9 protein-coding genes are annotated in these 14,120 nt (G+C 45.7%); all 9 read left to right on the top strand.

The genetic code is table 11. From position 1 onward, the window contains the following. Positions 1-23: 23 nt before the first annotated feature. The 9 genes from KW548_04590 to KW548_04550 all read left to right on the top strand — a co-directional run bounded on the left by KW548_04590 (position 24) and on the right by KW548_04550 (position 14,120). Positions 24-1,109: an AI-2E family transporter gene (locus KW548_04590; protein QXX07313.1), complete on the top strand. Its 1,086-nt coding sequence runs from the start codon at positions 24-26 to the stop codon at positions 1,107-1,109. 79 nt (positions 1,110-1,188) lie between these two features. Next, positions 1,189-2,211 (top strand): 16S rRNA (guanine(1207)-N(2))-methyltransferase RsmC, encoded by a 1,023-nt coding sequence (gene rsmC, locus KW548_04585; protein QXX07312.1) that lies wholly within the window; start codon positions 1,189-1,191, stop codon positions 2,209-2,211. 195 nt (positions 2,212-2,406) lie between these two features. Beyond that, complete coding sequence (locus KW548_04580; GenBank protein QXX07311.1) at positions 2,407-5,793, top strand: response regulator; 3,387 nt, start codon at positions 2,407-2,409, stop codon at positions 5,791-5,793. Between the two features lie 660 nt (positions 5,794-6,453). Then, complete coding sequence (locus KW548_04575) at positions 6,454-8,136, top strand: ABC transporter substrate-binding protein (GenBank protein QXX07310.1); 1,683 nt, start codon at positions 6,454-6,456, stop codon at positions 8,134-8,136. 169 nt (positions 8,137-8,305) lie between these two features. Next, positions 8,306-9,292, top strand: a complete 987-nt coding sequence (locus tag KW548_04570; GenBank protein ID QXX07309.1) for an ABC transporter permease — start codon at positions 8,306-8,308, stop codon at positions 9,290-9,292. Between the two features lie 2 nt (positions 9,293-9,294). Beyond that, positions 9,295-10,320 carry an ABC transporter permease gene (locus KW548_04565; protein QXX07308.1) on the top strand — a complete coding sequence of 342 codons (1,026 nt, stop codon included), beginning with the start codon at positions 9,295-9,297 and terminating at the stop codon, positions 10,318-10,320. A gap of 2 nt (positions 10,321-10,322) precedes the next feature. Continuing rightward, on the top strand, positions 10,323-11,306 hold the full coding sequence (locus KW548_04560; GenBank protein QXX07307.1) for an ABC transporter ATP-binding protein: 984 nt from the start codon (positions 10,323-10,325) through the stop codon (positions 11,304-11,306). 39 nt (positions 11,307-11,345) lie between these two features. Continuing rightward, a complete protein-coding gene (locus tag KW548_04555; GenBank protein QXX07306.1) occupies positions 11,346-12,341 on the top strand; it encodes an ABC transporter ATP-binding protein in 996 nt (331 codons plus the stop codon). A 57-nt stretch (positions 12,342-12,398) separates the two neighbouring features. Further along, entirely contained in the window at positions 12,399-14,120 is a 1,722-nt protein-coding gene (locus tag KW548_04550) for a glycoside hydrolase family 9 protein (GenBank protein QXX07305.1), read from the top strand.

Here is a 14,120-nt window from a genome sequence, read left to right as displayed (position 1 = left end):
CGATGAATAATTGGACCACAAACGTGTCAGAAAAACTAAAAATAACTTCCAGCCATTGGGTATTGATTATTTCCTTACTTGCTGCTGGCTTTGCCTGTTTCCTGTTAGTTGAACCTTATATCAACTCAATTGTGATGGCATTTATCATCTCTCTACTGATGTTTCCCATTCATGAGTGGATTGAAAACAGAATGCCGAACTACAGAAATATCGCATCGCTACTCTCTTGCACCTTGCTTACCGTTATCATAGTACTCCCTCTACTGTTTGTTTTTGCCGCGATTGTTCAGCAGGGCTCCGCCTTTTCACAGAATGTGTATCAATGGGTAACGCATGGCGGCATCCAAGCTTTGTTTGAACATCCTTGGGTGGTAAAAGGCTTGTCAATCATCAATACCTACTTACCTTTTGATGAGATTCAACCTCAGGAAATCGGTCAGAAAGTGGCTCAGTTCGCCACATCATTTGGTTCGAACTTAGTCGGTATCAGTGCAAAAATCCTAGGCGATGCCACTAACTTCCTACTCAACTTTTTCCTGATGTTGTTTGTTTTGTTTTTTTTGCTCCGTGACCACGACAAAATCATTGCCGCGATTCGTCACATTCTACCGCTGTCTCGCAGTCAAGAGGACAAACTGCTGGATGAAGTTGAGCAAGTCTCTAAGTCCGCTGTAATGGGATCATTCCTAACCGCAATCGCGCAGGGCTTTGCGGGCGGTCTTGGTATGTGGCTCGCTGGTTTTCCTGGCTTATTTTGGGGCACCATGATGGGGTTTGCTTCCTTTATCCCAGTCGTCGGCACTGCACTTATCTGGATTCCAGCCGCCGCTTATCTTTTCTTAACCGGAGATACTACTTGGGCAATCTTCCTAACGATTTGGAGTGTTGCGATTGTCGGCTCGATAGATAACCTACTAAGACCGCTTCTTATGCAAGGCAGCGCAGGGATGAATACCTTGATGATTTTTTTCTCTCTATTAGGCGGCCTTCATCTCTTTGGCTTGATTGGACTTATCTACGGCCCTTTGATCTTCGCCATCACTATGGTGCTGTTTAATATTTACGAAGAAGAATTTCAGGACTTCCTCGACGAACAAGATCAAAACTAACATCTAAGGAACAGGAAAACTTCAAGAATGCGGGGGATTATGCGAAAATCCCCCGTCTTTTTTTCAGTCAGAGTCCATTATGTCTGCCTATATTGCACCGAGCCAAATTGCGCAACGACAACTCGCCTACTTTAAAGGTAAACATGTTCTTGTTGCTGGGGAATCAGAAGATCTGTTCCCTCTAGAGCTAACCAAACACTGTGAGTCCGTTACTGTGTTCACGACTAATTATGGATATTATCGTCAGTTGGAGCCCCACTCTCAGCTCACTACTGTGTTTGGCGCGGAGTTTACTCAGCAGACTCAAGCCGACATGATTCTACTGTACTGGCCTAAAGCAAAAGCGGAAGCGGAGTTTTTGCTGGCTATGCTGCTGGCCAAACTAGGGCCAGAAACTGAAGTCGTCGTTGTTGGTGAAAATCGCTCGGGGGTAAAAAGCATCGAAAAGATGTTTAAACCCTATGGACCAATCAATAAATTCGATTCAGCAAGACGTTGTTCTTTTTACTGGGGACAATGCCTTGAGCAGCCTGCTGAGTTCAATCTCAATGATTGGTTTAAGCAGTATCAGGTCAGCTATCAAGGGCATGAACTGACGATCAAAAGTTTACCTGGGGTATTCAGTCACGGTCAGTTCGATATTGGTAGCCAATTGCTGTTAGATACTCTGCCAGCGCTGTCAGGAAAAGTATTGGATTTTGGTTGTGGAGCCGGAGTAATTGGCTCAGTGATAGCAATGCGCCATGCTGAGATTGAACTCGAAATGTGCGACATCAGTGCACTAGCGGTTGAATCGAGTAAAGCGACACTCGACGCCAATGGATTACAAGGACGAGTGTTTGCCTCAGACATTTATTCTGATACCAGCCAAGATTACCAATTTATTATCAGTAACCCGCCTTTTCATTCTGGTCTAGATACCAGCTACAGTGCCACGGAAACCCTATTAGCTAATGCGCCAAAATACCAGAATACCAATGGTCAACTGTTGATTGTTGCCAATAGTTTTCTCAAGTACCCACCTATTATTCAACAGGCGTTTGGTAATTGTGAGACGCTAAATAAGACCAACAAATTCGCTATATACTCCGCAAAGAAGTAATTAATAGGCCCGAATCTTCCCTTTCTATCGGGCCCATTTGTTCCAATATCGCAAAATTTGCGCATCTCACCACGCTTTAATTTAGACTTACTTGTCAAAGTAAAAAAACTCGTTAATTTTGTCATTCAAAGAAAGTTACGTTTTTACTTAGGCAAGTTTATCGCTTGCTTTGATAACGGAAAGTCAAATTAGCTCATGTTCAAGTTGTATCGAAAACAAAGATTTAAGCGCCTACAACACACTTTGATGTTGGCTTTTCTGGTGCTTAGCATTACACCTCTCACCATTATTGCGCTCTTCTTTTTGCAATCTCACACCAAAGATCTACAAGAACAAAGTACTTCCCACCTAATCTCAGTGCGTGACAGCAAACAGCAGCAAGTCGTCGATTACATGGATGCCAAAGAATCGGAGATCATGGGCTTCGTGCGCTCCGAACTGGCTTATGCCAGTGGCGGCCGCTTTTATGGATTGGTCAATGCCTTTCGAAGTTTAGGTTTAGATATTGAGCAAGCCCGTGATTATGCGCAGCAACGTTACATTCCAGGCTCTGGAGATCAAATAAAAACGTCAATCCTTCCTCAATCCAATGTTTACAATGGCTCTGAGCGATACCGATTACTTCATAAACGCTACCATCGCGCCTACCTAGAGCTGCTTAAGCGCTCTGACTTTGACGATGTTTTGCTCGTCGACTTAGAGGGTAATGTCACCTATTCGATCTACAAAAACGATAACTATGGAACGAATCTACTGACTGGTCGTTTTCGAGAGACCAACTTAGGCAGCACTTTCCACAAGCTGAAAACTCAAGTCACCAAAAAGCGTAAATCCAATGAAGACTATACGCCCGTCATTGTTTCCGATTTCGAGATGGATAGAGGTAAACCTGTCGCTTGGCTCGGCGCTCCTATCGTCCAACAAGGCTACCTTCACAGCTATGCCATGTTCCGTTTACCAAACAATGGCATCACCAAGCTAATAGCCGATACAAACAATGCCTCAGCAATGAAAACCTTGCTGGTCGGTGCTGACCATCAATCAAGAACGATGGCGTACGAGCAAAAGGATATCGACAAGAGCCGCACTGTGGTTGATTTAGCATTACAGGGCAAAACTGATTTCGGAACATACACAAATATGGTCGGAGAAGCGACTATTGCGGCTTACAGCCCAATTTCGTTTAAAGGTATCGACTGGGCGATTGTGGTAGAAGTGCCAGAAAAAGAGGCTTTTGCACGGGTCCACCAGCTCGAAACTGTGTTTGTTTTTGCCATGCTATGTGCAATCGTGCTGGTAGTTGCCGCGTCTCATTATTTATCCAATTTTATAACCTCTCCTTTGTTGAAGCTAACCTGGGCGGCAGAAAAAGTCTCGGCAGGTGACCTCGATACTAATATGATCAATACCGAGCGTAAGGACGAGATTGGTCGACTGGCTATCAGTTTTGAACGCATGCAACGCTCTATTCGAGACAAAATACTGTTGATAAAACAACAGAACGAGGAGCTAGAAAGTAATCTTAAACTGATACAAAAACAAAATGATGAACTGCAACTCGCCAATAAACTGAAAGACGAGTTCCTCGCCACCACTTCTCATGAACTACGCACACCACTCCATGGCATGGTAGGCATCGCAGAAGCACTAATCTCCGGTGCCAATGGGCCAATTACCGCCAATCATAAGTACCAACTTGACATCATTATCAGTAGCGGCCAGCGACTCGCAACCTTGGTTGACGACCTACTTGACTACCACAAAATGCGCTACGGAAATCTCGATATCGACACCCAAGCAGTGGATATCTCTGGTGCCACGCGCTTGGTACTCGAACTGTCTAATCATTTATTAGGTAATAAACCCATTCGCATCATTAATCAGGTTCCTAACGAGCCGCTATGGGTATGCGCTGATCCTCAACGCTTAGAGCAAGTGCTTTATAATCTCGTTGGCAACGCCATCAAATACACCACTGAAGGTAAAATCGTTATTTCCGCTACCCAAGTTGACGAAAATATCAGAGTACAGGTGGTGGATACAGGTCAGGGAATTCCAGCTGATCAGCTCGAGCACATCTTTGAACCACTTATTCAAGCAGGTAGCGATAGCAGCCGCTATCGGCAAGGTGCTGGTTTAGGGCTGTCCATAAGCCGTCAGTTAATCGATTTAATGCAAGGCACGCTCTACGTCAGCAGCCAACCTATGGTTGGTACAACATTTAGCTTCACTTTGCCCATCGCCTCAAGCGAGCAGATATCTTTAGCAAGTCATATCGAAGGCGAACATTTCATTGCTCCAGAAAATAATGACCTCGAATTATTCGAAGGCTCAAACTTACCGGAAAACCCAGACGGCCCCTTACTCTTAGTGGTCGATGATGAGCCCGTTAACCTACGTGTCTTAGATAGCTTCCTTCGCCTTGAAGGCTACAGAGTACGCACCGCTAAAAATGGTGAAGAAGCTATTGAATCTGTTCATCATGAAAAACCGGAACTGATGCTACTCGATATCATGATGCCAGGAATGAGCGGTTACCAGGTATGTGAAGTATTGCGCAAAGACTACGACCATGCTCAGTTGCCCGTCATTATGCTTACCGCCTTGAATCAGCCCGATGATCGAGTTCGAGGTTTTGAAGCTGGCGCCAATGACTACCTATCAAAACCTTTTAATAAACAAGAGCTCGCTGCAAGGATTACAGCGCATTTAACCGCTAGCAAGGCTGAGGTGCGTAGAATTGAAAACCAGCAGTTGCAAAATGAGCTGAAACAACGCGCCATGGTTGAAGCCAGTTTATTGGAGACACAAGGACGCTTATTAGAACAATTAGAGTCCGCACCGGAAGCCATTATCTGTGTTCGCGACGACAATAAAATACGCTTTACCAATGATGCCGCCTCGCGTCTATTTAAGCGCTCCACAGAACAGTTGCGGCGTTCCAACGCGGATGAATTAATTGCACCAAAATTCCTTAACGTAGAACAGCCGCACTACTGTGGTGTCATTGATGTATATGTCGAAGATGTCCGTCAGCACTTGTCTGCAGATATACTAAAACTTCCTGAAGGGTCAGGACTAAAATCCATGTATATTTTCGATGTTGGGGGCGGAGTCAATGCGGCGCGAATCACCAATCTTGAAACAGCCATCGAAGCACTATCTAGCTACGCTTTTGAAGGTGACAAAGCGAAGCTTCAGGAATTGAAAGAACTTGGTGGAGAATTCACACGCTTGGCTGATCGTGTGACTGCGGAAAACCAATCTAAGCAAGATACCATGCGTGAAGTGCTGGTCGATTCAATGGCGAGTGCTCTGCTCTACTGGGAGAATGTTACCGGCCAAAGCAAGTTTGTATTCGCTGAACAAAGTGGTTTGTGGCGTGTATATCTTGACCGGAGCACACTGCAAACCCGTACTTTGGATAAATACCTTCGAATAGAAACCTTACCAAAAACACCACGCTGGCGAACGGTTCTAAATTCCTTGGACTACATTTTGGAACATTGTCAGGAAATGAGTCCAGAACGCACTCATATTGAACACTTGCGAGACAAGCTTCAATACCTTCTTACCAACTAGATGCCTCAACTAAAAAGCCCGCCCAGCGGGCTTTGTTTTGTCTAACCTCTCTCAAAGACAAATTCATCAAATGAGGTGGATATCAAAAGTTTTTACACAATATAAAACAACTTAAATTTAAGCGGAAAAATCCGATGCTATGTGGCCCTTACTAGACCAAAGTGACCGTTATTTAGCAACTCATTGAAGAAAATAACTCAGTTTGCGAACATAATCACAACAAGACGGCAGAATTAATTTTCCGTTATAAATTAACCCTAAAACTCTTTAGTGACAATGGTCTCACATACTCAACAACAGAATAAAACCAAAGAGATAAAAAGACACAAAACAAAAGTAACCACTCACTTTCAACCTTAATCATCTTCAATAATGCGATCCAACTCCAATCAAAGAACGAGTCAATATTTGAGCAAAAAAAGAGTGGATTAACGAAATTAACGTCTTTCGTGTGTTTTTTAACGTTTTTAACGAGATGGGCAATTGCCAAATTTAACGTAAAGGTGTTTTCTTAACTTGCCTAAGGCCTACAGGCCACTCAATCCCCTTATGCTCCTCCGCATATTAAGGATACGATTGAGGTAGGTTTTAGGGAGCGTCTATCCATTGACGACATTCGATTCCATACAGTGAAATGAAAGCAAATAGTAAGGAACAGCTATGCTTGCCAATATTAAAAGAACAACGCTAGCAACAGCAATTTTTGCAGTAGCGACAACAGGATTTACTTCTGTCGCTACCGCCGCTGAACGCAGTGAACTAACAGTACACCCTAAAGAATTCACCACTTTTGTACGCAATTTTAACCCGTATTTAGGAGCCACGAACCTTCACACAACAACAGACTTCTTATACGAGCCTCTTGTTGTGTTTAACGAAATGCATGGTAACACTCCTGTATTCCGTTTGGCTGAAAGCTTCAAAATGTCTGATGACCTAATGAGCGTTACTTTCGATATTCGTAAAGGCGTGAAATGGTCAGATGGCGAAACCTTTGATGCTAACGACGTTGTTTACTCTTTTAACCTAGTAAAAGAGAAGCCAGAGCTGGACCAAAGTGGTATCAACTCTTGGGTAGCTGGTGTTGAAAAACTGAATGACTACCAAGTCAAATTCCGCCTAACTGAGTCGAACTCTAACGTTCCTTACGAAATTGCTAAGGTGCCAGTTGTTCCTGAGCATATTTGGAAGGATGTTAAAAACCCAGCGACCTTCACGAACGAAAACCCGGTAGGTTCAGGCCCATTCACTGAAATCGATACCTTTACTGCGCAACTCTACATTCAGTGTCGTAACCCGAATTACTGGGATGCAGACAACTTGGAAGTGGATTGTCTTCGGGTCCCTCAAATCGCCAACAATGATCAGTTCCTTGGAAAAGTGGTTAACGGCGAAATGGATTGGACGTCGTCTTTTATTCCAGATATTGACCGCACGTACGCAGCGTCAAGCCCTAGCCACCAATACTGGTATCCACCAGCGGGTACTCAGGCATTCGTCATCAACTTCAAGAACCCAGATGCAGCTAAGCATGAAGCCTTGAACAATGTTGATTTCCGTCGCGCGTTCTCTATGGCACTGGATCGTCAAACCATCATTGATATCGCTTACTACGGTGGCGGTACAGTGAACGACTTTGCTTCAGGCCTTGGTTATGCATTTGAAGCTTGGTCTGACGAGAATGTTCACAATAAGTACAAAGCGTACAACACTTACAATGTCAGGGGTGCAAAAGCACTGCTAGACAAAGCAGGCTTTAAAGATGTCAACAAAGATGGCTTTGTAGACACGCCGTCAGGTAAATCATTTGAGCTCTTGATTCAATCACCAAACGGTTGGACAGACTTCAACAATACTGTTCAGCTAGCGGTAGAACAGCTCGCTGAAGTGGGCATCAAAGCCAAAGCTCGTACACCGGATTTCTCTGTGTATAACCAAGCCATGCTGGAAGGTAGCTACGATGTCTCGTACACCAACTACTTCCATGGTGCAGATCCCTACACTTACTGGAACAGTGCTTACAACTCAGCATTGCAATCTGGTGATGGCATGCCTCGCTTTGCCATGCACTTCTACAAAAATGATCAGCTAGATGGCCTACTTAACAGCTTCTACAAAACAGCGGATAAAAACGAGCAGCTAGAAATTGCTCACGGCATCCAGCAAATCATTGCCGCAGATCAAGTAACTGTACCTGTCATGTCTGGTGCTTACATGTATCAATACAACACAACTCGCTTCACTGGTTGGTGGAATAAAGACAATCCCAAGGGCCGTCCAAACATTTGGGCTGGTATTCCTGAGCGTCTACTTCACGTTCTGGACCTAAAACCAGTTCAGTAAGCGTTCATCTGCGTGGCGCACATTCCGTGCGCCGCCTTTTCCCCAAAAACTTTAACCAATTAAAGTATGGCGCCAGTCGTCAGGGGATTGTTCGCTCTCAATTTTGACTTTCGCTAGGAGCGACCTGAAACCAGAAACAGGGAAAATCTGGGCGAGTAAGGTGTAAGTTATGGGTTATTTTTTAAGACGTTTGTCATTTTACTTTGTCGCACTTTTAGTAGCCGCGACACTTAATTTTATTATTCCACGGGCAATGCCGGGCGATCCGGTCACCATGATGTTTGCTAACGCATCTGTCCAAGTGACGCCTGAGCGCATTGCCGCAATGAAAGAACTGCTGGGTTTTGTTGATGGTGGACTCTTTGTCCAGTACGTCGCCTACATGAAAAACATACTCAGTTGGGAACTGGGGACTTCCATACAGTTTTACCCACTCGCCGTTAATGACTTGCTAGGTAGCGCATTTGGCTGGTCACTGTTTCTGGCGGGCACAGCGGTCATTCTGTCTTTTTCTATCGGCTCTATTCTCGGTATCTACGCGGCTTGGAAGCGCGGTAGCAAGTACGACGCATTCATTACACCGGGCATGCTGATCATTCAAGCCGTACCACAAGTCGTCATTGCTATGATTGCCATGTTCATATTTGCGATTGGCTTGAAGTGGTTCCCGACTGGCTATGCGTATACCGCCGGCACTTCTCCAGACTGGACGAGTTGGGCATTCATTAAAGATGTGGCTTATCACGCTGTCCTTCCTCTTTTCTGTGCATCTGTTGTTCAGATCGGTGGCTTCCTTGTCAATATGCGCAACAACATGATTAACCTGCTAGCAGAAGACTACATCACAATGGCCAAAGGCAAAGGCTTGAGTGAGAACCGTGTGGTCTTCAATTACGCAGCACGAAATGCTTTATTGCCTAGTGTAACCGCCTTATCCATGGCGCTAGGTATGGCGATTGGTGGTCAGTTGATCATCGAAATCATCTTCAACTACCCAGGTTTAGGTTCAGTACTTTTCAATGCGATTAAAGCTCGTGACTATCAAGTTCTTCAGGGCCAGCTACTGATCATGACGCTATTCATGCTGTTCTTTAACTTATTGGCTGACATGCTTTATGTCGTTCTTGACCCTCGCCTACGTAAGGGAGGCAAATAATCATGAAGGGATTCATCAAACTCATCATAGGTAACCCAATCGCTTTGATTGGTAGCATCATCATCGGCATCTTCTTGTTTATTGCGCTTGCAGCACCTCTGCTCAGTAAACACGCACCGGACAAACGTACAGGTAACCCACACGAGTACCCAGCTTTCATCGTGAAATCAGCGCAAGCCAACCCAGACGGCTGGGTGGCAGAAAACCTAGCAACAGACCGCCGCACGCTGTTGATGTCGAAAAAAGCCGATCACACACTTGGCACCACCCGCATGGGACGCGATGTCTGGTCGCAGTTTGTCCACGGTGCTCGTGTATCACTTGCCGTCGGTTTTGGTGCTGGTATTACTGTGTGCTTTCTAGCTACTGTGATCGGCATTTCAGCGGGTTATTTCGGTGGTCGCATCGATGACTTTTTAACCGCAGCAATGAACATCATGTTGGTTATTCCACAGTACCCTCTACTCTTCGTATTGGCCGCGTTCATTGGCGAGGCCGGACCATTAACCATCGCCGTGATCATTGGCCTAACTGCTTGGGCCTGGGGCGCTCGGGTCATTCGCTCACAAACTTTAGCTCTACGTGAGAAAGAGTTCGTTAAAGCCGCAGAAGTACTCGGCGAATCATCTTGGCGCATCATCTTTGTCGAGATCCTACCGAACTTAATCCCAATTGTTGGCGCAAGTTTCATTGGTTCAGTGATGTACGCCATCATGATGGAAGCGACCATTTCCTTCCTTGGCTTAGGTGACCCTAATACCGTTAGCTGGGGCATCATGCTGTACAACGTTCAAACTTCATCCTCAATGCTTATTGGCGCTTGGTGGGAACTGTTTGCACCCTGTGCGGCCCTTGTCTTACTTGTGACTGGATTGGCATTGCTTAACTTCGCTGTAGACGAAATTGCTAACCCGCAGCTGCGCTCGCACAAAGGGATGAAGCGTTGGAAAAAACTAGCCCAGCAAGACAAAAAAGAACGTGAGCCAGAACTGGCACCACAAAATGCACTTTGGAGCGGAGATAAATAATTATGACAGCCCCACTCATTTCTATCCGTAACTTATGTGTTGATTACATTACAGCAGCGGGCGACGTGCGCGCCTGTAACAATGTCAGCTTTGATATCGCTCCAGGTGAAGTCTTTGGCTTAGCGGGCGAATCAGGCTGCGGAAAATCAACGGTCGCGTTCTCGTTAATGCGATTGCACAAGCCGCCTGCATTTATTACCGGGGGCCAAGTCATCTTCAATGGCGAAAACATCCTCAACTACAGCGATGAAAGAATGCAAGCCTTTCGCTGGAGCGAAATGTCAATGGTATTTCAGAGTGCGATGAATGCGCTGAACCCCGTTCTAACTATGGAAGAGCAATTTTGCGACGTGATTATGCGTCATACCAACATGACGCGTGAACAAGCACGTAAACGCGCAGAAGGGTTACTGGAGATCGTAGACATTCATCCAAGCCGTTTGACTGACTACCCTCACCAGTTTTCTGGTGGAATGCGCCAGCGTTTGGTTATCGCCATTGCCCTCGCACTCAATCCTAAAATGATCATTATGGATGAACCCACCACTGCTTTAGATGTTGTGGTACAACGCGAGATTCTTCAGAAGATCTACGCTCTGAAAGAAGAATTTGGTTTCTCTATCTTGTTCATTACCCACGATCTCTCGCTGATGGTCGAATTCTCAGATCGCATCGGCATTATGTACTCCGGTGAATTGATCGAAGTGGCGCCATCGAAGCAAATTTTAGAAAGCCCTTACCACCCGTACACCAAAGGGCTGGGAAGCTCTTTTCCTCCACTCACTGGTCCTAAAACCAAGTTGACTGGTATCCCTGGCAACCCACTCAACCTGCTGGAAATTCCACAAGGTTGTCGATTCCAAGCACGATGCGATCGTGTCCACGAAGCCTGTACCAAGATACCAACTCAACTGAAACAAATAGAACCAAGTCGTTTCTCAAACTGCCACCTCTATGGTGAGCCAATAGCCCAAGTCAAACTCTAGCGCTGGAAGACAAAAACATAACGATTACTGGAGACAATAATGAGCAAAGAATTTGGTGAACTACTAGTGGAAGGGAAAAATCTCGTTAAAGACTTTCCTATTAACAGTAATGCGCTGCAGCAACCCATGATGCGCGCGATAAACGACGTATCGTTTAAAATGTACAAAAGTCGCGGCTTGTCAGTGGTTGGCGAGTCAGGCTCAGGCAAATCGACCACTGCCAAGATGATCGCAAAGATGTATGCCCCAACCAGCGGCACCATTGAATATAAGGGGCGTGATATCCAGAGCATTGGTTCTCGTTCTGATCTAATGGCCTATCGCGAAGGCGTGCAAATGGTCTGGCAAGACCCCTTTGGATCTCTAAACCCAACCCATAATATTTTCCATCATATTGCCCGTCCATTGCTGATCCATAAAAAGGTCAAACCGGGGAATAAGAAGGAATTGGAAGAACGTGTTTACGACTTGCTTGAGCAAGTAGGACTCATTCCGCCTAAGGAAACCGCGCAAAAATTCCCGCACCAACTTTCCGGCGGTCAACGCCAAAGGGTCAACCTAGCGCGTAATATTGCTGTTGGCGCTGAGGTAGTACTCGCGGATGAACCAACATCCATGTTGGATGTCTCGATTCGCGCGGGCGTCCTTAACTTGATGGAAGAGATGAAGTTTGAAAAACAGATGTCACTGCTCTATATCACTCATGACATCGCAACCGCGCGCTACATCGCAGAAGATCTTGCCGTAATGTACGTCGGTCACATGGTCGAATGGGGAGATACAGAAGAGATCATTCACACCCCCCAACATCCATACACTCAATTACTGGTTTCCGCTGTGCCGGATCCAAGCAAGTCGATCCATGAACAGCTTAAAGGCAAGAAAGGTGAGATCCCTCTTTGGACACCTAACTCCCTAGGCTGCCCGTTTGCTGGACGTTGTCAGCATGCAACCAATCAATGCCGAGAACAATTGCCAGAAGTCACTCAACTGTCAGACAACCACTTTGTACGTTGTTACTTATATCAAAGCTAAAACCATGTTGAAGCCAGCCTATAAAACTTGGCTCATCAGATTTGCTCGGAGATTTTAATGCTGCTACTTACGAACCATATTGGTTATGAATCCCTGGGACCAAAACAGGCTATTCTGATGGCAGATGGACCCAACCTACCCTCTTTCACTGCCCTTTTGGTCTGTGCAGTTAACCATCAGACTGTTGCGTCACTGGATGTTGAGATTGGGACTCGAGTGGCAAATTGGCACCAGGGGTATTTTTTTCGCATTGATTTTTCCAACGTGAAAACACTAGGGCGCTACTACCTCAAATACAATAGTTGTCAGTCCTCTATTTTTTCGATCGAACAAGATCTGCTCTTCACCTCCACACTGTCTGACGTACTGCACTATTTTAAATCCCAACGCAGCAGCGGCATCTATGATCGTCGGGATCAAAACATACCGCTATTAAACAGCAGTCAAACTGTCGACGTTCGTGGCGGCTGGTACGATGCCTCTGGTGACGTCAGCAAATATTTAAGTCATCTCTCTTATGCCAACTATCTGAACCCACAACAAATTCCAATGGTGGTGTGGAATATACTCAAAGGTCTTAAGTTATGCAGTACCAACGCAAAGCTGGCAGGCTTCACTCAGTTACGTCTCAAAGAAGAGGCCTTATTTGGTGCCGATTTTCTGGTCCGGATGCAGCACGAATCGGGATTTTTCTATACCACAATCTTTGATAAGTGGTCGAAAGACCCAGAGCAGCGTGAGATATGCTCTTACGCAACGCAAGACGGCCACAAATCAGACGACTTTCAGGCCGGCTTTCGTCAAGGTGGTGGCATAGCCATAGCAGCATTAGCGGCAGCAGCACGTTTGGATACCCATGGCGACTTTACCACGCAGCAATACCTGAATGCTGCTGAATCCGGTTACCACCACCTGAAAGAACTCAATTGTCACTACCTCAATGATGGCGAAGAAAACATTATTGATGAGTATTGCGCACTGATGGCCTGCGCAGAACTGTACCAAACAACGCAAAAGCATTTCTATCTTGAAGAAAGCCGATACTGGGCGGCACGTTTAACGCAGCGACAGCAGTCAGATGCACTTATCCAGAATTTCTGGTCAGCGAATAAGGACGGCTCACGCCCTTATTATCATGCGGCGGAAGCTGGCTTACCTGTCATTGCTCTATGCCTGTATTTAGAGATCGAAGATGACTCACAACGACGCCAATCAACAGTCGATACCATCACGTATGCCTGTCAATTTGAACTGACGGTTTCCACTAAAGTCGCCAACCCTTTTGGCTATCCACGTCAGTATGTAAAAGGCGTTAATCAAGTAAAACAGGACGCTTTCTTCATCGCTCAGGATAATGAGAGTGGCTATTGGTGGCAGGGAGAAAATGCCCGTTTAGCGTCATTGTCTGCAATGGCGTACCTCGCTCAGCGGCATCTATGCGACGCTGAGCAAAAAAACAAGCTCAACCAGTTTGCCCAAAATGCTCTCAATTGGATTCTCGGCCTTAACCCGTATGACATGTGCATGTTAGATGGGCACGGACGCAACAATCCCGACTATTTACCACACCTTGGTTTTTTTAATGCCAAAGGAGGGATTTGTAACGGCATAACGGCAGGCTTCGACGATTCAGACGATATTGCATTTAACCCAACCGGACAAAAAGACGACATGCTACAAAACTGGCGCTGGGGCGAGCAATGGATTCCCCATAGTGCATGGTATTTACTTGCCATCATGGCTCAGCAAGCTCATTTCAGTCGCGTAGAGGAGCACTAA

The sequence above is a fragment of the Vibrio neptunius genome, assembly GCA_019339365.1.
Taxonomy (GTDB): domain Bacteria; phylum Pseudomonadota; class Gammaproteobacteria; order Enterobacterales; family Vibrionaceae; genus Vibrio; species Vibrio neptunius.
This window is presented reverse-complemented; position numbering and strand designations above follow the sequence as displayed.

Excerpts from the sequence above, each read along its gene's own strand:
- KW548_04580 (QXX07311.1), top strand. The coding sequence starts at position 2,407 with ATGTTCAAGTTGTATCGAAAACAAAGATTTAAGCGCCTACAACACACT.
- KW548_04560 (QXX07307.1), top strand. The coding sequence starts at position 10,323 with ATGACAGCCCCACTCATTTCTATCCGTAACTTATGTGTTGATTACATT.
- KW548_04575 (QXX07310.1), top strand. The coding sequence starts at position 6,454 with ATGCTTGCCAATATTAAAAGAACAACGCTAGCAACAGCAATTTTTGCA.
- KW548_04550 (QXX07305.1), top strand. The coding sequence starts at position 12,399 with ATGCTGCTACTTACGAACCATATTGGTTATGAATCCCTGGGACCAAAA.
- KW548_04555 (QXX07306.1), top strand. The coding sequence starts at position 11,346 with ATGAGCAAAGAATTTGGTGAACTACTAGTGGAAGGGAAAAATCTCGTT.
- rsmC (QXX07312.1), top strand. The coding sequence starts at position 1,189 with ATGTCTGCCTATATTGCACCGAGCCAAATTGCGCAACGACAACTCGCC.
- KW548_04570 (QXX07309.1), top strand. The coding sequence starts at position 8,306 with ATGGGTTATTTTTTAAGACGTTTGTCATTTTACTTTGTCGCACTTTTA.
- KW548_04565 (QXX07308.1), top strand. The coding sequence starts at position 9,295 with ATGAAGGGATTCATCAAACTCATCATAGGTAACCCAATCGCTTTGATT.